Origin of the sequence: Hydrogenophaga sp., from assembly GCF_048549895.1 — a bacterium.
Lineage (GTDB): Bacteria > Pseudomonadota > Gammaproteobacteria > Burkholderiales > Burkholderiaceae_C > Hydrogenophaga.
In genome coordinates this window covers 24,236-42,187 of sequence record NZ_JBLYYB010000011.1, presented here as the reverse complement: position 1 = coordinate 42,187, position 17,952 = coordinate 24,236, and the positions used below count along the sequence as shown (strand labels likewise).

Genomic DNA, 17,952 nt, shown 5'->3' with positions numbered 1-17,952 from the left:
GTCAGTGTCCCCGCTTGAGCGAACCCGTGACGTACCGCTGGACCTGGGGATCGTCCAGCACGGTCGAGGGTGGGTCATCCGCAATCACACGGCCGCTGTAGAACGCGATCACACGGTCCGAATACCGGGTGACGATCTCCATGTCGTGCTCGACGAACAAAACGGTCACCCGCTCGCTTGCCAGGGCCGCGCTGATGGTGTCCATCATCGGAAATTTTTCATCCACCGACACGCCGCTGGTGGGCTCGTCGAGCAGCAGCAGCTTGGGACGTCCGGTCAGCGCCATGGCAATGTCCAGCAGCTTGCGCACACCGCCGGGCAGCTCCGACACCCGGCGCTCGGCGTGCTCCTCGAGATTGAACTTGGAGAGCATCGCCATGGCCCGGTCGATCCGGCCGGCAGCATGGGCCGGGCGCCAGAACGACTGATGTCCATCGTTGCAGGCAGCGGCCACCAGCATGTTGTCCAGGGCAGTCATGTCCAGCGCCAGTTGCGGGATCTGGAACGAGCGTGCCACGCCCATGCCGGTGATCCGCCTCGGCCCCAGGCCTGCGATGGGTTGTCCATCCAGTTCGATCGTGCCGGCGTCGGGCTTGAGGTAGCCCGTCACCATGTTGACGAACGTGGTCTTGCCGGCGCCGTTGCTGCCGATCAGGCTGACCCGCTGGCCGGTGGGGATTTCAATGTTGACGTTGTCGGCGGCGGTCACCGCGCCAAAGGACTTCATCAGGCCTCGTGCCGACAGCATCGTCTGGGTCTGGGCGGTCGTCATGCGGAGTCTCCTTCGCGGCCAGTGGTCTTCTTTTTGCGTCTGTTCGTCCAGAGACTCCCCAGCCCCAGGGGCAGGAAGCGGATGACGACCAGCAGGAACAGCCCCATGGCCAGTTGCCAGGTGTTGGGGAAATACAGGTTCGAGAAAGAACGCACCACCTCGACCACGAACGAACCCAGGAACACCGCCAGCATGCTGTGGTGCCCCGCCAGAATGGCCACAAACACAAACTCGCCCGACGTCGTCCAATAGGCAAAGTTGGGTTCTATGTGGCCCAGCGACATGAGTGTGAGTGCGCCACCGACGCCTCCCATGAACGAAGCCAGCACGTAGTTGAGCGCCACCGCCCGCGACACCGATGCGCCCAGGTACTCCACCCGCAACTCGTTTTCACGAATCGCCAGCGACACCAGGCCGCGCACCGAGTCAACATAAATGCGCGCCAGGGTGGCCAGCACACCCACCACCAGCACGGCCACGCTGTACAGCAGCCAGTTGGATTGCTCGGACGCAATGCTCTGGCCAAACAGGGTGGGTCGGCTGACGTTGAAACCGTCCGAACCCCCCAGGGCTTCCGTCTTCACCAGGATGCCGTAGAGCACCATGGAGATGGCCAGCGTCAACATGGCGAAGAAGATGCCCCGGTAGCGCGACAGCAGGGGCGCGAACGGCAGTGCACACAGCACCGCCGCCCCGCCACCGATCAAGACCATCAGGAAGGCATCGGTGATGCCCAGGTGGTTGGCGGCCATGGCGCTGGCATAGCCGCCCACGGCAAACACAAAGCCCTGGCCGAACGACACCACTCCGATGCGCATCAGCAGCACGATGCCCAGCGACACCAGACCGTGCGAGAGCGCCATCGTCGACAGGAAGAGCAGCCACTTGGGCATCACCAGCCCGGCCGCCAGAAACAGCGCGGTGAGCACCGTGCCGATCAGGAGCGTTTTTTTCAAGCTGTTGGTCATCAGATCTTCCTCGCCTGGATGCGATGAAACAAACCCTCAGGCCGAAACATGAGCACGATGGCCATGGCGATGTAGATGCTGAAGAGTTCTGCCGCAGGCCAGGTGTGCACCGCCAGTGCACGGGCCAGCCCGACGATCACGGCACCGATCGCCGCACCCTCGATGCTGCCCAGGCCGCCAATGATCACCACCGCGAACGAGACGATGATCACGCCCGAGGCCAGCCCTGGCTGGACGGAAATCATGGGCGACGTCAGGGCGCCGGCCAGCGACGCCAGAAAGATGCCGAACATGAACGCCAGGGTGCAGACCCGCGACACGTTGATGCCCATGCTGGCCGCAATCTCGTTGCTGTGGATCACCGCCAGCACGATCTTGCCGGTGCGGGTGCGGTTCAGGCCCCACCACACACCCAGGCCACAGACGACGGCGAAACCGATCAGGATGAAGTCGTAGCCCACGTAAGACATGAGCCCGATGTCGAGCACACCGAACAGCATGTAGGGTTCGGTCACGTAGTACGGAACCGCGCCCCAGATCAGCTTGGTCACGTCTTCCAGGATCAGGAACAGCGCGTAGGTGACCAGCACCAGCAACACTTCATCGCGTCCGTAGAAAGAGCGCAGCAACACCCGTTCGACGAGGGGCGCGAGCAAGAGCGACACGGCCAGGGCCGCCAGCAGCATGAACAGCAGGGACCAGGCGGGTGACATGCCGGCACCCACCGACCAGGAAACAAAGGACGCGGTGACGTAAGCCCCGACCGCATAGAAGCTGCCGTGTGCAATGTTCAGGATTTTCAGGACGCCAAAAATCAGCGTCAGCCCCAGGGCCACGATGAAAAGCCAGGAGGCATAAATGATGCCGTCAAAAAGTATGGTGAGTGCAAGCATGTGGGATTCCGCCCGGGGTGGAGGATCGCTGGAGCCGGACGCAGCGCCATCGCTGCCGGCCGGGACAACTCACGCGCCCGACCGCACCCCGCCTGCGAACAGAGGGGGCACGGCACAGGCGATCGGCAAGGTCGTTGAAACGACTCAGGTCAGCACTTGGCGCCCTTGAAGCCGCTCTTGATCCAGTCTTCGGTCTTCATGTCGGCTGGCGGATTCACGCACTCGGCGGGGAATCGCATGATGTCCACCAGATCCACCCGCTTCTTCTCGGGGTTGTACTTGGTGGTCCCGATGGCGGTGTCCTGGATGGCCTGCTGCCCCTTGCCATTGACCATGCGGATCATGCCGGCAGGGGACTCCCAGGAGGAGCCGCGCAGGGCTGCAGCCAGTTGCTCGTGGTTGGGCTTCTTGCCACCGTTGGCGGCCATGGCCTTCTCGACCGCCAGCTTCAGGCCCAGCAGGCTTTGAGCCATGCGGTAGGGCGCCTGCACGGGGATGACCTTCTCGCGGTCTTCGTACAGCTTGAACCACCAGCGGTTCAGCGGCGTGTCGGGCGACATCAGGCCATACGCACCGCGAGCACCCAGGATCACGCCATCGGGCATCTTGTCGCCCAGACCCGGCAGCACATGGTCACCCGCCGACAGGACCAGCTGCGAGCGGCGCATGACACCGCGCGGACCCGCCTGCAGAATGAACGACTGCAGGTCGCCCCCCCAGAGACTGGAGTGCGTGACGCTGGCGGGCGAAGACAGCAACGAGGAGATTTCGGTGCCGTACTGGCCAGCACCGAACTTGGGACGCAGGTCCTGGCCCGTCTTGGCCTGCGGGAACAGCTGCTCCGCCGTCAGCTGGAAGTCCTTGAGCGAGTCGTGACCCCAGGCGTAGTCCTGGTTGATGTAGTTGATGGTCTCGACTTTGGCGTTTTTGGCTTTCAAGTAGCGACCGAGCGAGACGTTGTCCATCGCGGCGTGCGCGGCTGTGCGGAAGACATAGCTGTAGTCGCGCTCTTCAAAAATGCGGGGGGTTCCGCAGTCGTACAGGATCAGGAAACGCTTCATTTCCTCGGCCACGGGAGCCACCGCCAGGCAGTCGCCCGAACCGACATAGCCCACCACCGCGTCCACCTTCTCGCGGTCGTACAGGTTGCGCAGTTCCTGCACCTGTTTGGTGGCACCACCGGCCTCGTCCACATAGATGGCCTCGATGCGCATGCCACCAAAGCCCTTGGCGTTGTAGGGTGCCGGGGCCTGGCCGTTGTTGAAGGCCTCGACCAGCAGCTTGGCTCCGTTCACAGCCGGGATGCCGAAGCTGTCCGCCGCCTGGCCCGAGAGGAAACTGACAATACCGACCCGAAAAGTTTCCTGCGCCTGCACCTGGGTGGACAAGCCCGCCCCCAGCACCATCGCCGCAGCGACCGCCGACAGCTTCACCAACAATTTGTTCCGTCTCATCACTTGTCTCCTGTTTTTTTCAACCACCAGCACGGCCCTGCGGTGCAACGACAGCAGGGAACAATGACCAGATTTGCGCGCGCCCAGCCTGGCTGTTGAGCGCCACCATGTGGACCCAGATCTCCGTCTGATGGTCTTTGTGGTGGGTCATCCTATCGACCGCCCAAGGCCTGCCTTGTCCCTGCAGCGACATGGGGTTGACATCGGTCATGTGACCCCATGGAAACCCTAGGAGCCAACGCTCCCGGCCCTGTTGACGAACGTTCAGGACCCGTGTGAACCGCCCACAAGCGCCCCGAAAACAACGTCCGGGCGGTTGCGCGAGCTTGTAAGTCTTGGCGGTTCATGGGGCAACTAACACGACAAAAACGCTGGTGCATTGGCTTCGAAAAGCAAGCTTCGGCGCTATCGTCACGTTGGAGCGCAACAGGGTCGAAGACCCGGACGGGCTTTTTGTCATCGGCACCAGGTTTTACACAGGAGACTTGCACACATGACGTCCTCCAGGCAAGCGCCTCCAGCCTTTCCGTGGAGCTTCGGCCCCATCCGCGCCAAGGCGTGTGCTTGCAGCAGCGCCATGTGTCAGCGCCTGCACCAACGCGTGACAGACGATCTGTCGCGACGCAATTTTCTGGGTGGTGTGGCGGCCATGCTGGCGCCGTTCACCGTGCCCACGAATGCGGTGGCAGCGACCGCCCAGGCCGATGATCAGCGCCCTCTGCTGCTGACCAACTTGCGCCTGTTTGACGGCTCTGGCAAGCCCGTCAGGGACGGCGTGCAGGTGTTGGTGCAGGGCCAACGCATCAAAGAGCTGCTGCCCGCGTCGGCCACGGTGGAAGGCGCGCGTGTGCTGGACTGTCAGGGCAAGCTGGTGATGCCCGGCCTGATCGATGTTCACTGGCACACGATGCTGGCCGCGATTCCCCAGGTAGCCGCCATGACGTCGGATCTGGGCTACCTCTACCTGGCGGCAGGCCAGGAAGCGCAGCGCACGCTGATGCGCGGGTTCACGTCGGTGCGCGATGCAGGTGGACCGGCGTTTGCGCTCAAGCGCGCGATCGATGAAGGGCTGGTGGCCGGGCCGCGCATCTTCCCGAGCGGGGCCATGATTTCGCAAACCTCGGGCCATGGTGATTTCCGCCTGCGCAGCGATCTGCCGCGCGCTGACAACACGCCGCTGAGCTTGGTGGAGAGCACCGGCGTGGCGATGATTGCCGACGGCGAAGCCCAGGTGCTGCGCCGCGTTCGCGAGCAGTTGATGCTGGGCGCCACCCAGATCAAGATGATGGCCGGTGGCGGCGTGGCCTCCCAGTACGACCCACTGGACAGCACGCAGTTTTCCGAACGCGAACTGCGGGCCGGCGTGGAAGCGGCGAGCGACTGGAACACTTATGTGATGACGCACGTCTACACACCCAAAGGCATTCAGCGCTCCATCCGCTCAGGGGTGAAGTGCATCGAGCACGGGCAACTGGCCGACGAGGCCAGCGTGCGCATGATGCGCGACGAAGGTGTGTGGTGGAGTCTGCAGCCGTTCTTGCAGGACGAGGACAGCAACGTCTACCCCGACCCGGCCCGTCGGGCCAGCCAGAAGCAGGTGTCCGAAGGCACGGTCAACGCCTACGCCTTGGCGCAGAAACACGGCGTCAAGACGGGCTGGGGCACCGACGTTTTGTTCAATCCCAAAAACACCGCATCCCAGGGCCGTCAACTGGCCAAACTGACCCGCTTTTATGACCCGCTGACCCTGCTGGGCCAAGCCACGGGCACCAATGGCGAGCTGCTGGCCCTGTCGGGCATGCGAAACCCGTACCCGGGCGCGCTGGGGCGTATCGCGTCAGGCGCCTGGGCCGATCTGCTGGTGGCCGATGGGAATCCCGCTGCCAACCTCGATTTTCTGGCCGACCCGGAGAAGAACCTGCGCGTGATCATGAAGGACGGCAGGATCCACAAGAACACGCTTTGAAGGATGTGCGACTCTTCAGGTGAAGCGCCCGCGGTTTCCTGGAAGCCTGTTGGTCCAAGTGAGGCCGCCGACCATGTCGCCTTTCGTGGCCCTACGTCCGATCCAGGGAATGCTTCCCGTGCCGGGCCGCCAGAAGCTGTTGCACGACGCTTGCAAGCTCCTCAAAAGCATCCTGTTTTGGAATCAGCCTGGCAACCCCCACTTGCGCTGCTTCGTCTCGCAGTTGCTCGGAGATGTCCCCGGAGACGATCACGACGGGCAGATCGGGTCTGAGCTGCACCACCGATCGGGCGATTTGCAGACCCGACATGTCGGGCATGTTGAAGTCGGACAGCACCAGGTCGAAACGATGCGGGTCCTTCTTGAGCGTTTCAATGGCGGCCTGGGGGTCCCGCACCGCCGTCACGCGGTAGCCAGCTCGGTGCAGCAGGCGACCGACCATCTGGATCATCAAGTCTTCATCGTCGATGTAGAGGATGTGCTCGCCTTGCCCGCGCAGCACGTCCACGGCAGGCACAGGCGTTTGCTCGGAGACTCCGGCAGCTTCGGTCTGAAGCGGAAGATAGACGCACATCGTGGTGCCACGACCCACTGTGCTGTCCACGGTGATGGCCCCTGCGTGCGCGATGACGATTCCGTGCACGACCGACAATCCGAGCCCCGTGCCCTCACCCACCTTGCGGGTGGTGAAGAAGGGCTCGAAGATGCGCGCGCGGGTGGCGGCGTCCATTCCAGCCCCGTCATCAGCCACCGACAGGCGTGCGTAGGGTCCGGGCGTCAGCCCGTCGGTGGCGTGCAGCCCGTCCAGCGTGACAACATGTTCATCGACGCTGATCACGACCCGCGCCTCGCCCGCCTTGGAAGCATGCCAGGCGTTGGTGCACAGGTTCACCAGAACCTGCTCGATCTGCGTCGCATCGACGCGCACGTGCGTGGGCTCGATCGGCATCCTGGACTCCAGCACGACGCCGGCGGGCAATGTGGAGCGCAACAGCTGCAATGTCTCAAGAACAATGGGCTGCAGGGACTGATGGACGAGCTTGGGCGGTTGTCGGCGGCTGAAGGCCAGTATCTGGCTCACGAGGTCACGTGCGCGCAGTGCGGCTTTGCTGATCTGGTCGACGCTCTCGCGGGCGGGATGATCCGGCTCCAGATCCTCGCGTGCCAGCGATACGTTGCCGAGAATCGCCCCGACGATGTTGTTGAAGTCATGCGCAATGCCCCCCGCCAGCGTGCCGAGCGACTCCATTTTTTGTGACTGCCGCAGCTGCTCAAGCAACACCCGGCGGATGGCATCGGCATTGACACGGTCGGTGATGTCGATTCGCACGCCGATGAGTCGATACGGCTGTCCCTCGTCGTCGTACAAGAACTGCCCGATGAAGTCCATCCACACCTCGACTCCGTCATCCCCACGCACCTGCTGGTTGCTGACAAACGGGCTGCGTGTCGTTCGCGCATGGGCAAGTGCGCCGTCCAGCCGGGTGCGGTCTTCTGCGGAGAGTTTTGCCAGAAAGTCGGCGTGTGCAATGGCTCGAACGCCGCTCTCTTGATGTGAAGTGACCACGTTGGTTGCAAGATCCCATTCGAGCAGCTCCACCTTGGCCGCCTTTGCAGCCAGGGTCCAGCGGTCATTGCTGTCGCGAAGGGACCGTTCGACGTTGGCAACTCGGCCGAAGATCGCGTGGACCAGCAGCGACCCGCCCCCGGCGAGCAGCAAGGACAGTCCCACCGTGAAAAATCCAACGATGCGCTGAGTGGAACGGGAAGCCTCACCCAATGAATCCGAGAATCTCCGGGCAACAACGGTCAGACGGGCATTGGACTGGAGCATGCTTTCCCGCAGCGCGACAAACTCGCTCTTCCCGGAACCCGCTCGCACGGCGTCCCTCAACTGTTCGGCGATCAGCATGAGCCGATCCAGTTCGGCATCGCCCTCTTCCCAGATGTCGATGGTGCGGGCCATGAAATCAACATGGCGAAAGCGCAGGAACAGATCGATCATCGGCTCGACATCGTCGGGTCGGTTGCCCCCTTGCAAGAATCCCCGCCGGGCGGCTTCACGATCCGGCACCGCCGCGTCCAGGGCTTCTCTGGCGATGCGGTCGCCCAAGGGGATCGACAGGGCTCTTTCGAATCGCGCGAAGTCTGCCGTGTCGTGGGTTTCGGCGTAGAGAAGCAGGCTGAAGCTGGCGTCTTTCTGACCCTTGGACCAGAGGCTTTCCCCACCCACGTAGGCCCTCACGGCGGAAAGCACCTGCATGCTGACAACGTTCAGCAGCGCCAGCGTGATCACCACCATCAAGAGCGCCGCCGTGACTGGCCAGCGAGCGCGTCGGGTTTGTTGAAGGGTCTGCACTGTCGAGAGGCTCTGGCCGATGGCTGTGACGGTTGATTGACGGGGTCAATACAGCTTTATCGGTCAGGTCGACTGCTCCTTTAGCAGGGGACAGGCGGTCTCGGCGGCCCGCGCTGCGATCAAAGTCACGATGTCCCAAAAAAAACGCCCCGTTCGGGGCGTCCAGATTGGTGTGCGCAAAGGCTTGTCAGTGCGGATGGCCCTGACCATCGACCGGCGCGAAGCCGGATCTCTGCAGCCATTCGAGTCCGGCCGAGGTGCCACCAGACACCGCGCCTCGCGCTGGCCGGTATTCGCAGCCCACCCACCCCTCCCAGCCGCAGGCGGCAGACACCTCGTCGATCACGCCGAACAGGTAGGGGTGGTTCAGCTCGCCCAGATCGGGCTCGTGCCGCATGGGAACGCCGGCGATCTGGAAGTGGCCGACGCGACCCGTGGGCAGGTACTGGCGGATCTTCATGGCCACATCGCCTTCGACGATCTGGCAGTGGTAGAGGTCGAACTGCACTTTGAGGTTGGGCAGGCCGATCGCCTGCACGACGCGGTCCGCTTCGTCCTGCCGGTTGAGGAAGAAGCCCGGGATGTCGCGGGTGTTGATGGGTTCGATCAGCACGTCACGACCGGCTGTGCCCGCCATGTCGGCGGCCCAGGCCAGGTTGGCCTCGTAGGTGGCTTGCAGTGCCGCGCGCTCGGCACCCGTGGGCGTGAGGCCGGCCATGACGTGGATGCGGGGACAGTTCAATGCCTGTGCGTAGTCCAGTGCCTGGGCAAAGCCGGCGCGGAACTCGGCTTCGCGCCCGGGGAGGCAGGCCAGTCCACGCTCTCCCGCAGCCCAGTCGCCCGGCGGCGCATTGAACAGCACCTGCTGCAGGCCGTGGTCCTGCAGGCGCTGGGCAATGTCAGCTGCGGCGAAGTCGTAGGGGAACAAATACTCGACCCCCCGAAATCCGTCGGCTGCTGCGGCGGCAAAGCGGTCAAGGAAGGTGTGCTCGTTGTAGAGCATCGAGAGGTTGGCGGCGAAGCGGGGCATGGGGTTCTCTTCTTGTCAAAAGTCGGCTACCAAGAGGCGCCGAACTGCTGGCGCAGTTCGTCGATCTGGTCGGCGTTGAGGGGCGCGGCGCGCGTGAGCAGCCACAGGCGTGCGGTCTCTTCCAGCTCTTCCAGCACGGCGCTGGCTTCGGCCGGGGAGTGGTGCCACACGTTGGGGCCCAGGCGCTCCAGCATCACGGCGCGGATCGGTGTGCCCCCTGCCTGCATCTGCGACATGCGCTGCGCCACCTGCTCACCCACCGCCGGGTCGCCCGGGCGGTGGTAGGGGATGAGCGGCACGTGGCCCACCTTCATCACGAAGTACGGCGTGATGGGCGGCAGGAGATCGTCGCAGCCCGGGTCGTCGGAGCGCCAGCTTCGGGCCAGCGACACCGCCACGAGGTGTGTGGAGTGGGTGTGGATCACGCAGCGCGCTTCGGCGTCGGCGCCGTAGATGCGGCGGTGCAGCGTCAGGGTTTTGGACGCGCGGTCGCCGCCGGTCTGGACACCGTCTTCGTTGACACGGGCCAGGCGGGCCGGGTCGAGTGTCCCGAGGCAGGCGTCGGTGGGGGTGATGAGGTAACCGCCGTCGGGCAGGCGCACGCTGATGTTGCCGGCTGTGGCGTGCACATAACCACGCGCAAACAGCGAAGCACCGACGCGGCAGATCTCCTCCCGAAGTTCTGTTTCTGTCATGGCAGCGAAGCCAGCTGTGTGAAAGCCTTGGAAAAGAAATCGGTGCTGCCGAAGTTGCCCGACTTCAGCGCGACGTGCACCGGCTCGCCGGGGCACAGCGGCGAGTCCACTGCGGTCCAGGGCACGCCGGGGTCGATCTGCGGACCGATGCTCATGCGCTGCACGCCCAGCGCCTGCACCACCGCACCCGAGGTCTCGCCACCGGCCACCAGCAACTGGCGCACGCCGCGCTGCACCAGACCAGCGGCGATGCGGGAGAGTGTGTGTTCCACCATCTCGCCGGCGCGGGCCACGCCCAGGCGATCCTGCACCGCGCGCACAGCCGCCGGTTCGGCGGAGGCATACAGCAGCACGGGGCCACCAGCCAGCAGCGGCTCGGCCCAGGCGAGGGCCTGTGCGGCCACGTCCTCGCCAGCGGCGATCGACAGCGGATCGATGGCCATGCTGGGCCGACCGCTGCGTTTGAAGTGCAGCACCTGCGCGTTGGTGGCGACCGAGCAGCTGCCCGACACCACCGCCTGCAAGCCCCGTGCGGGTGGCAGCGCGTCGGCACGCACCCCGGCACCGTGGGCTCGCAGTTGTGGCCAGTTCTGCGGCAGGCCGATGGCGATGCCCGAACCGGCGGTGACCAGCGGCATGCGGGCCAGCGCCTGGCCGATCAACATGAGATCGTCGTTGCTCACCGCGTCCACCACCGCCACGCCCACGCCATCGGCTTGCAGCGCTGCGAACCGTTCGCGGATCGCCTGCGCTCCGGCGGCCACCACGTCGTGCGGCACCAGGCCCACCTTGCGGCGCGTCTGCGACTGCATCACCCGCACCAGGTTGGCGTCGGTCATGGGGGTGAGCGGGTGGTGGCGCATGCCGCTGTCGGACAGCAGCACGTCGCCCACGAACAGGTGTCCCTTGAACACCGTGCGCTGGTTCACCGGGAAGGCCGGGCAGGCGATGGTGAAGCCCTGGCCGGGGCCGTGCAGCGCGTCCAGCAACGCTTCCGTGACCGGACCGATGTTGCCTTGGGCGGTGGAGTCGAAGGTGGAGCAGTACTTGAAATAGACCTGCTCAACACCTTGCGCCTGCAACCAGCGCAACGCGGCCAGCGACTGCTCCACGGCCTGGGCTGCCGGCACGGTGCGCGACTTGAGCGCGACCACGATGGCGTCGGTCTGCAGCGGCGCGCCGTCCTGCGGCACGCCGATGGTCTGCACACAGCGCATGCCGGCGCGCACCAGGTTGTTGGCCAGGTCGGTGGCGCCGGTGAAGTCGTCGGCGATGCAGCCCATCAGGGGGTGGCTCATGCGTTGTCTCTCAGATCAAGGGCAGGTGGATGGCGTCGCGGTACTCGCGCACGTACTGCGCCACCAGCGCGTCCACCGAAGCGTCGGGCAGCAGGCCCAGGCCGCGTGCTCGCGCGGCCTCGAAGCGGCTGGGCCAGGCACCCACGATGGCGGCCACACGGTCGTCGGGCTGCCAGTCCAGCAGGTCCAGCGCAGCCGGACCGGCCACGCGGCCGAGCGCGGCAGCGATGTCACCCACGGTGGTGCTGAGCGCAGGCAGGTTGAGCGCGGTGCGCGGGCCCCAGGCCTGGGCACCGGTGGTGAGCGCGGCCAAGAGGCCGGCGATGGTGCTGGCGGGCGAGGCCAGGGCCACAGCGGTCCCGGCCGAGACCGGTACGCAGGCCCGCAGTCCCGCCAGCGGCTCGCGCACCATGCCGCTCAGGAAGCCCGAGGCAGCGCCGTTGGGCCGGCCCGGGCGGATGGCCACGGTCATCAGGCGCACATTGCGCGCCTGCACCAGGCTGCGGCGGCCAAAGTCGGCCACCAGCTGTTCGCCCACGAACTTCTGGACGCCGTAGCTGCCCTGCGGCGCGGGCAAGGTGTCGTCGGCGATGACCGCCGGCATGGGCAGGCCCGGCATGCCGCCGAACACCGCCACCGAACTCGCGTAGACGAACAGCGGCGCGTGGCCAGCAACGCGCGCGGCCTGCAGCAAGGCCAGCGTGGTGTCGATGTTGCTGCGCAGGCCCAGTTCGAGGTCGCGCTCACAGTCGCCGCTGACCGCCGCAGCCAGGTGCACCACGGCGTGGATGCCGTTCAGTGCGAGCTCGCCGCTGGTCAGCAGGTTCAGCAGGTCGCCGGTGAACGCGTGCACGCGGGCGTCGGCGGTGAGGTCGGCTGGCGGCGGCACGAGATCGGTCAACCAGAGCTGCTCCAGTGTCTGCGGTGCACCGCCGCCCAGAGACAGGCCGGGAAGCGCCAGGAGTTCGCGCGCGAGCCGTGCGCCCAGAAAGCCGCTGCCGCCGGTGATGAGGATTCGCATGGTGTTGTCTTTCAGGCGGCCGAGGGCAAGGTGATGCCCGGGAAGATCTTGATCACGGCGGAGTCGTCTTCTTTGGCGTACCCCGCCGTCGAGGCCTGCATGAACATCTGGTGCGCGGTGGCCGACAGCGGCAGCGGAAACTTGGTGGCGCGCGCGGTGTCGAGCACCAGGCCCAGGTCCTTGACGAAGATGTCCACGGCGGAGAGCGGCGTGTAGTCGGCCGCGAGCACGTGGGCCATGCGGTTCTCGAACATCCAGCTGTTGCCCGCGCTGTGGGTGATGACCTCGTAGATGTCCTGCGCCTTCACCCCTTCGCGCAGGCCCAGGGCCATGGCTTCGGCGGCGGCGGCGATGTGCACGCCCGCCAGGAGCTGGTTGATGATCTTGACCTTGCTGCCGTTGCCCGCTGTGTCCCCCAGGCGGTAGACCTTGGCCGCCATCGCGTCGAGCGCATTGCCGGCCTTGGCGTACGCCGCGGGTGTGCCGGCGGTCATCATGGTCATTTCGCCCGAGGCGGCCTTGGCCGCGCCGCCGGAGATCGGCGCATCCAGGTACAGCACACCTTGTGCGGCCAGACGCCCTTCAAGCTGCACCGACCAGTTCGGGTCCACCGTCGAGCACATGACGAACAGGCTGCCGGGCCGCAGGGCCGCCGCAGCACCGTGGGCGCCGAACAGCACGTCTTCGGTCTGCGCAGCATTGACCACCACGCTGACGATCACCTCGCAGTGCGCGGCCAGTTCGGCCGGGCTGGCGCAGGCCACGCCGCCGTCGGCCGCGAAGGCCTGGGCCGCTTCAGGGCGCACGTCGCACACGTGCACGTTCCAGCCCGCGCGGCGCAGCGAGCTGGCCATGCCGCGCCCCATGGCGCCGAGGCCCACCACGCCGATGTTTGCGCCAATGTTCTTGTCTGTCATGAGAGATAGCTCCGTGTCGGTCACCTGAAGCCCAGCGCCTGCGGGACCCACGTGGTCAGGGATGGAATGAAGGTCAACAGCATGAGGATCAGGCCGTGCACCCACAGGAAAGGTTTGAGTTCGCGCGTCAGCGCCGACAGCGACACCTTGGACACGTTGGAGGTCACGAACAGCAGGCCGCCCACCGGCGGCGTGATCATGCCCAGCGTGAGGTTGTAGATGACCACCATGGCGAAATGCACCGGGTCGATGCCGAGCTTGGCCGCCACCGGCGCCAGGATCGGCACCAGCACCATCACACCCGGCAGCGGCTCGATGAAGATGCCGAAGATCAGCAGGAATATGTTGACCGCGATCAGGAAGGTCACCGCATTGAAGTTCTGGGCGGCCATCCAGTCGGCCAGTTGCAGCGGCAGCCCGTCGATGGTCAGCACCCAGGCGAAAGCGTTGGACATGCCGATGATGATCAGCACCGACGCGGTGAGCAATGCCGAGCGCGAGAGGATGTCGGGCAGGGCCTGCCAGCGCAGCGTGCGGTAGATGAACTTGCCACAGACCAGCGCGTAGGCCACGGCCACCACCGAGGCTTCGGTGGGCGTGAACCAGCCCGCCCGCATGCCGCCGAGGATGAGCACCGGCAGCATCAGTGCCGGCAGCGCGCGCCAGGTGGTCTCCAGTTTGTCGGCCCAACTGGTGATGTCGTCATCGCCCCGGTAATTGCGCTTGTTGGACACGCGCCAGTTCACGGCGGCCATGCCGGCGGCGATCAGGAAGCCGGGCACGAAGCCCGCCACGAACAGCGCGCCCACCGACACCGCTTCGTCCTGCAGCGCGTAGATGATCATGATGATCGAGGGCGGAATGATGGGCCCGACGATGGCGGTGGCAGCTGTGAGCGCGGCCGCGTACGAGCGGTCGTAGCCGGCCTTGTCCATCATGCGGATCATCATGGCGCCGGGGCCGGCTGCGTCGGCCAGGGCCGAGCCGGAGATGCCCGAGAAGAAGGTGAGCGAAACCACGTTGGTGTAACCCAGGCCGCCCCGGCGGTGACCGACGAACTGCGCCGCGAACTTGAGCAGCACCTCCGTCAACGACCCCCCGCTCATGATCTCGGCCGCGAGAATGAAGAAGGGCACCGCCATCAGCGGAAAGCTGTCCACACCTTCGTAGGTCTGCTTGAGCATGACGAACGAAGGGAAATCGCTGGCGAACACCACGGCGGCCAGGGTCGAGATGCCGAGCGCGAACGCCACCGGCATGCCGATCGCCAGCAGGATGATGGCGCTCAAGATGAGGATGAGGCTCAGGCTCATAGGGAAGCGCTCGCGTTGGCGTCGAAGTGGGCGTCTTCGGCGAAGCGCCGTTCAGACAAGTAACTGCGCAGCACGAAGAAGAAGTGCAGGATCAGCAGCAGCCCGCCCACGGGCATCGCCGCATACACCCAGGCCATGGAGATCTGGGTGGTGGGCGTCATCTGGAACTGCGCCCGCTCCAGATACAGCGCACCGCCCCAGACCATGAACCCGAAAAAGCCGAACAGCAGCACGGCGATCAGCACCCGCAGCCCTTTGGCCCAGGCCGTGGGCAGAGCCTCTTGCAGGTTGTCCACGGCGATGTGGCCACCGTAGCGCAGCACCGGGCCGGCACCGAGGAAGGTCAGCCACACCATGAGGTAGCGGGCCACCTCCTCGGCCCATTCGATGGACGCGCTGGTGGTGTAGCGCAGCACCACGTTGGCGAAGACGATCAGGGCCATGGCCGCCAGCAAGCCGATGAGGGCGTAGCGGTTCAGGCGCATCAGCGCATGTTCAAAAGCGTCCATGGGGATCGTCTCGCAGCGGTTTTACTTGACGGCCTGGATGGCGGCGATCTTGTCGGCGCCGAATTCCTTGGCGTAGTTGGCGTAGGCGGGCTTGGTGGCGTCCCGGAAGCTCGCGCCATTGACCTGCTTGACCACCTGCATGCCGTCTTTTTCCAGTTGGGCGATGCCGTTGGCTTCGTCATCGTTCACCTTCTTGCGGGTGGCGACCACGCTGGCCTTGGCCGCGTTGGAGAAGACCACTTTGTCGGCGTCAGACAGCTTGTTCCACACGCGTGGCGATGTCAGCAGCAGTGCTGGCGAATACACGTGGCCGGTCAGCGAAAGGTGCTTCTGGACCTGCGAGAACTTGGACGCCAGGATCACCGGAATCGGGTTCTCCTGCCCGTCCACCACGCCTTGCTGCAGCGCGCCGAACACCTCTGGAAACGCCATGGGCGTGGGCAGGATGCCGAAGGTGCGGTAACCCTCCATGTGCACCTTGTTCTCCATCGTGCGCATCTTCAGGCCGGCAGCGTCCGACGCACTGACGATGGGGCGCTTGTTGTTCGTCATGTGGCGAAAACCGTTTTCGCTCCAGGCCAGGGCCACCAGGCCATGGCTGGGGAACTTGGCCAGCATGTCCTGCCCGATGGCACCGTCCAGCACCTTGCGGGCGTGGTCGTAGTCGCGGAACAGGAACGGCACGTCCACGATCTTGATCTCGGGCACGAAGTTGCCCACCGGACCCGTGGAGGTCAGCACCAGATCCTGCGTGCCCAGTTGCACGGCTTCGATCTCTTCACGCTCACCCCCCAGGGCGCTGGCCGGAAACACCTGGCACTTGTAGCGACCCGCCGTGCCTTTTTCGATCTCTTCGCAGAACTTGGTGGCGCCCACGTCGTAATGCGATCCCTTGGCCAGCACGTGGCCGAGTTTCAGGACGGTCTGGGCCTGGACCGGAGCCGCAGCGAACAACAATGCGCTGCCGATGGCGGCGCCGAACAGCTTGAGGGATTGCGTGGACATCAGGGGTCTCCTTCTGGAATGGATGAAATTGCAACCCTTGATCTGTACGGTCGTCAGGTTGTCATACAAATTCTAGAAGTACCCAGGCACTTTTCAATTCCGGGTAAACCCGGGGCGGGCGTCAGCGGCGGCGTGCCCGGCTCGGAGCGCTCTGCTGCTGGCCCAGTTCGGCGCGCAAGTGGTCTGCGAGCTGCTGGCCGTGTTTTGCCCAGAAGGCCGGGTCTGCCTGGCCGATGCGGCGCGCCGCGTTCACCATGTGGTTGGCACCCGCCTGGCGCGCCTGGGCGACGTCCCCGGCCTCGATGGCCGCCACGATCGCGCTGTGCTCTTCGTGCACTTCGGTCTCCAGGTCGGCGCGCGTCGCTTCATTGGCCCGGGTCACGCGGGTGGCGTCGAGCAGAAAACGGTTGAGGTACGCCAGCGTGGACAGCAGAAAAGGGTTGCTCGAAGCCTGGGCGATGGCGGTGTGGAAAGCCACATCCTCCTGCACGCCGTCGCCACCGGCCTTGACGGCCTTGCCCAGTGCATGCAGGGCCTGCTTGATGTGTTTGACGGATTGCGGCGTGCGGCGGGCCGCTGCCAGCGCAGCCGACTCCGCCTCCAGCGCACGCCGCACCTCGACCATCTGGATCACGGCATCGACCGACCCATCAGGCTCCAGCGAGAACTGCTCCAGCGCCTGCTTCGATGACGCCAGGACAAAAGCACCCGACCCCTGCCGCGACTCGACCAGCCCCAGCGTCTTCAAGCGCGACAGGGCCTCCCGCACCACGGTGCGGCTCACACCAAACCGCTCGACAAGCGCCTGCTCGGTGGGCAGCTTTTGACCCGCGCTCAACTGCCCGTCACGGATGCTGACCGCCAGTGCATCCGCCAGCTGCTCGGAGAGCCTGGCACCCACGCGCAGCGCAGGCATGTTGTCGAAGGGCGCATGGGGGCTGTCTTGCAGGGGCATGGGAGTCGGGGTTTTTCAAAGCTGTATGACAACAATATAAACCTTGTTGCGTGCAGCGGCCAACGCGGGCGTTGATCGAACTCAACGGTGTGCGCACCCGACGGTCATAGATTGGTCGTCTTCGCCTTGAAAGGACCTGTCATGAAAAAGCAGTGGATTCTGGTGGCCAACGGGTCCCTCGCCCGCATCTTCTGCCGCACCGGTGTGGGCGATCCGCTGGTGGCGCTGGAGACCATCGATTTCCCCGGAGGCCGCCTCAAGGGAAGCGATATCGAGCGCGACCGCCAGGGCCACGAGAGCAGCGACAACAGCAGCGCTGCGGCGCACTTCGAGCCGCACACCAGCACACGCAAGAAGGTGTTGCACCAGTTCGCCCGTGAACTGGCCGCGCGGCTGGAGGAAGGCCTGGTCGACGGCGAATACGACGCCTTCTGGCTCACCGCCTCCGGACCCTTGCTGGGGGAGCTCAAGGCCGCCCTGAACCCGGCCGTGGCCGCCCGGCTGAAGTGGGCGCACGATGCCGACTTCACCAGCCTGGACATCGACACCATCGAGACCAGGATCCACGCGCTCGCTGGCCCCTGCATCCCGCCATGAACCCGACAGCCTGCGGGCTGCGCAAGCCCTTTGCCAACCGCACCCAGGCCGGGCAGGCGCTGGCCGACGAATTGCTCGGCATGAACCTCACGCCTCCTCTGGTGGTGCTGGCCCTGCCGCGTGGCGGTGTGCCCGTGGCTGCCGAGATCGCCCGCGCGCTGGACACCGTGCAAACGCCGCGCCAGCCCCGCTGAAGCGGC

The 17,952-nt window shown here is 65.4% G+C and carries 17 protein-coding genes; 3 read left to right on the top strand and 14 right to left on the bottom strand.

Annotated elements, in window-relative coordinates; genetic code table 11:
• Position 1: 1 nt before the first annotated feature.
• The 4 genes from ACN4F8_RS00765 to ACN4F8_RS00750 all read right to left on the bottom strand — a co-directional run bounded on the left by ACN4F8_RS00765 (position 2) and on the right by ACN4F8_RS00750 (position 4,087).
• The gene (locus ACN4F8_RS00765) at positions 2-772 is read right to left on the bottom strand and encodes an ABC transporter ATP-binding protein (protein WP_419471824.1); all 771 of its coding nucleotides are present in this window, start codon (positions 770-772) and stop codon (positions 2-4) included.
• Positions 769-1,740 carry a branched-chain amino acid ABC transporter permease gene (locus ACN4F8_RS00760; RefSeq protein WP_419471823.1) on the bottom strand — a complete coding sequence of 324 codons (972 nt, stop codon included), beginning with the start codon at positions 1,738-1,740 and terminating at the stop codon, positions 769-771. The genes ACN4F8_RS00765 and ACN4F8_RS00760 overlap by 4 nt, the downstream gene beginning before the upstream one ends.
• Positions 1,740-2,633 carry a branched-chain amino acid ABC transporter permease gene (locus tag ACN4F8_RS00755; RefSeq protein WP_419471822.1) on the bottom strand — a complete coding sequence of 298 codons (894 nt, stop codon included), beginning with the start codon at positions 2,631-2,633 and terminating at the stop codon, positions 1,740-1,742. Before ACN4F8_RS00755 ends, ACN4F8_RS00760 begins: the two co-directional genes overlap by 1 nt.
• Before the next feature lie 149 nt (positions 2,634-2,782).
• A complete protein-coding gene (locus ACN4F8_RS00750) occupies positions 2,783-4,087 on the bottom strand; it encodes an ABC transporter substrate-binding protein (RefSeq protein WP_419471821.1) in 1,305 nt (434 codons plus the stop codon).
• Positions 4,088-4,580: 493 nt separating this feature from the next.
• Here ACN4F8_RS00750 and ACN4F8_RS00745 point away from each other — a divergent pair, with 493 nt between their 5' ends.
• Complete coding sequence (locus tag ACN4F8_RS00745) at positions 4,581-6,053, top strand: amidohydrolase family protein (RefSeq protein ID WP_419471820.1); 1,473 nt, start codon at positions 4,581-4,583, stop codon at positions 6,051-6,053.
• A gap of 91 nt (positions 6,054-6,144) precedes the next feature.
• On the opposite strand, the gene ACN4F8_RS00740 is transcribed toward ACN4F8_RS00745, so the two are convergent.
• From ACN4F8_RS00740 to ACN4F8_RS00695, 10 genes are all read right to left on the bottom strand, one after another.
• The gene (locus ACN4F8_RS00740; protein WP_419471819.1) at positions 6,145-8,355 is read right to left on the bottom strand and encodes a response regulator; all 2,211 of its coding nucleotides are present in this window, start codon (positions 8,353-8,355) and stop codon (positions 6,145-6,147) included.
• 244 nt (positions 8,356-8,599) lie between these two features.
• Positions 8,600-9,442: a 2-oxo-tetronate isomerase gene (gene otnI, locus ACN4F8_RS00735; protein WP_419471818.1), complete on the bottom strand. Its 843-nt coding sequence runs from the start codon at positions 9,440-9,442 to the stop codon at positions 8,600-8,602.
• A gap of 26 nt (positions 9,443-9,468) precedes the next feature.
• Positions 9,469-10,137 (bottom strand): aldolase, encoded by a 669-nt coding sequence (locus ACN4F8_RS00730; RefSeq protein WP_419471817.1) that lies wholly within the window; start codon positions 10,135-10,137, stop codon positions 9,469-9,471.
• Positions 10,134-11,435, bottom strand: coding sequence for a 3-oxo-tetronate kinase (otnK, locus tag ACN4F8_RS00725; RefSeq protein ID WP_419471816.1), 1,302 nt, complete (start codon positions 11,433-11,435; stop codon positions 10,134-10,136). Before otnK ends, ACN4F8_RS00730 begins: the two co-directional genes overlap by 4 nt.
• A gap of 10 nt (positions 11,436-11,445) precedes the next feature.
• Entirely contained in the window at positions 11,446-12,456 is a 1,011-nt protein-coding gene (locus tag ACN4F8_RS00720; RefSeq protein WP_419471815.1) for an NAD-dependent epimerase/dehydratase family protein, read from the bottom strand.
• A gap of 11 nt (positions 12,457-12,467) precedes the next feature.
• Entirely contained in the window at positions 12,468-13,373 is a 906-nt protein-coding gene (gene ltnD / locus ACN4F8_RS00715) for an L-threonate dehydrogenase (RefSeq protein ID WP_419471814.1), read from the bottom strand.
• A gap of 20 nt (positions 13,374-13,393) precedes the next feature.
• Positions 13,394-14,686 (bottom strand): TRAP transporter large permease, encoded by a 1,293-nt coding sequence (locus ACN4F8_RS00710; protein ID WP_419471813.1) that lies wholly within the window; start codon positions 14,684-14,686, stop codon positions 13,394-13,396.
• Positions 14,683-15,195, bottom strand: a complete 513-nt coding sequence (locus tag ACN4F8_RS00705) for a TRAP transporter small permease (RefSeq protein WP_419471812.1) — start codon at positions 15,193-15,195, stop codon at positions 14,683-14,685. Before ACN4F8_RS00705 ends, ACN4F8_RS00710 begins: the two co-directional genes overlap by 4 nt.
• 21 nt (positions 15,196-15,216) lie before the next feature.
• The gene (locus ACN4F8_RS00700; RefSeq protein ID WP_419471811.1) at positions 15,217-16,200 is read right to left on the bottom strand and encodes a TRAP transporter substrate-binding protein; all 984 of its coding nucleotides are present in this window, start codon (positions 16,198-16,200) and stop codon (positions 15,217-15,219) included.
• Between the two features lie 121 nt (positions 16,201-16,321).
• A complete protein-coding gene (locus tag ACN4F8_RS00695) occupies positions 16,322-17,155 on the bottom strand; it encodes a FadR/GntR family transcriptional regulator (RefSeq protein ID WP_419471810.1) in 834 nt (277 codons plus the stop codon).
• Between the two features lie 141 nt (positions 17,156-17,296).
• Here ACN4F8_RS00695 and ACN4F8_RS00690 point away from each other — a divergent pair, with 141 nt between their 5' ends.
• Complete coding sequence (locus ACN4F8_RS00690) at positions 17,297-17,752, top strand: host attachment protein (protein WP_419471809.1); 456 nt, start codon at positions 17,297-17,299, stop codon at positions 17,750-17,752.
• Positions 17,749-17,946 carry a hypothetical protein gene (locus ACN4F8_RS00685; RefSeq protein WP_419471808.1) on the top strand — a complete coding sequence of 66 codons (198 nt, stop codon included), beginning with the start codon at positions 17,749-17,751 and terminating at the stop codon, positions 17,944-17,946. The genes ACN4F8_RS00690 and ACN4F8_RS00685 overlap by 4 nt, the downstream gene beginning before the upstream one ends.
• Positions 17,947-17,952 lie beyond the last annotated feature (6 nt).

Coding starts and splice junctions, on each gene's coding strand:
- ACN4F8_RS00765 (WP_419471824.1), bottom strand. CDS start 772: ATGACGACCGCCCAGACCCAGACGATGCTGTCGGCACGAGGCCTGATG.
- ACN4F8_RS00760 (WP_419471823.1), bottom strand. CDS start 1,740: ATGACCAACAGCTTGAAAAAAACGCTCCTGATCGGCACGGTGCTCACC.
- ACN4F8_RS00755 (WP_419471822.1), bottom strand. CDS start 2,633: ATGCTTGCACTCACCATACTTTTTGACGGCATCATTTATGCCTCCTGG.
- ACN4F8_RS00750 (WP_419471821.1), bottom strand. CDS start 4,087: ATGAGACGGAACAAATTGTTGGTGAAGCTGTCGGCGGTCGCTGCGGCG.
- ACN4F8_RS00745 (WP_419471820.1), top strand. CDS start 4,581: ATGACGTCCTCCAGGCAAGCGCCTCCAGCCTTTCCGTGGAGCTTCGGC.
- ACN4F8_RS00740 (WP_419471819.1), bottom strand. CDS start 8,355: ATGGTGGTGATCACGCTGGCGCTGCTGAACGTTGTCAGCATGCAGGTG.
- otnI (WP_419471818.1), bottom strand. CDS start 9,442: ATGCCCCGCTTCGCCGCCAACCTCTCGATGCTCTACAACGAGCACACC.
- ACN4F8_RS00730 (WP_419471817.1), bottom strand. CDS start 10,137: ATGACAGAAACAGAACTTCGGGAGGAGATCTGCCGCGTCGGTGCTTCG.
- otnK (WP_419471816.1), bottom strand. CDS start 11,435: ATGAGCCACCCCCTGATGGGCTGCATCGCCGACGACTTCACCGGCGCC.
- ACN4F8_RS00720 (WP_419471815.1), bottom strand. CDS start 12,456: ATGCGAATCCTCATCACCGGCGGCAGCGGCTTTCTGGGCGCACGGCTC.
- ltnD (WP_419471814.1), bottom strand. CDS start 13,373: ATGACAGACAAGAACATTGGCGCAAACATCGGCGTGGTGGGCCTCGGC.
- ACN4F8_RS00710 (WP_419471813.1), bottom strand. CDS start 14,686: ATGAGCCTGAGCCTCATCCTCATCTTGAGCGCCATCATCCTGCTGGCG.
- ACN4F8_RS00705 (WP_419471812.1), bottom strand. CDS start 15,195: ATGGACGCTTTTGAACATGCGCTGATGCGCCTGAACCGCTACGCCCTC.
- ACN4F8_RS00700 (WP_419471811.1), bottom strand. CDS start 16,200: ATGTCCACGCAATCCCTCAAGCTGTTCGGCGCCGCCATCGGCAGCGCA.
- ACN4F8_RS00695 (WP_419471810.1), bottom strand. CDS start 17,155: ATGCCCCTGCAAGACAGCCCCCATGCGCCCTTCGACAACATGCCTGCG.
- ACN4F8_RS00690 (WP_419471809.1), top strand. CDS start 17,297: ATGAAAAAGCAGTGGATTCTGGTGGCCAACGGGTCCCTCGCCCGCATC.
- ACN4F8_RS00685 (WP_419471808.1), top strand. CDS start 17,749: ATGAACCCGACAGCCTGCGGGCTGCGCAAGCCCTTTGCCAACCGCACC.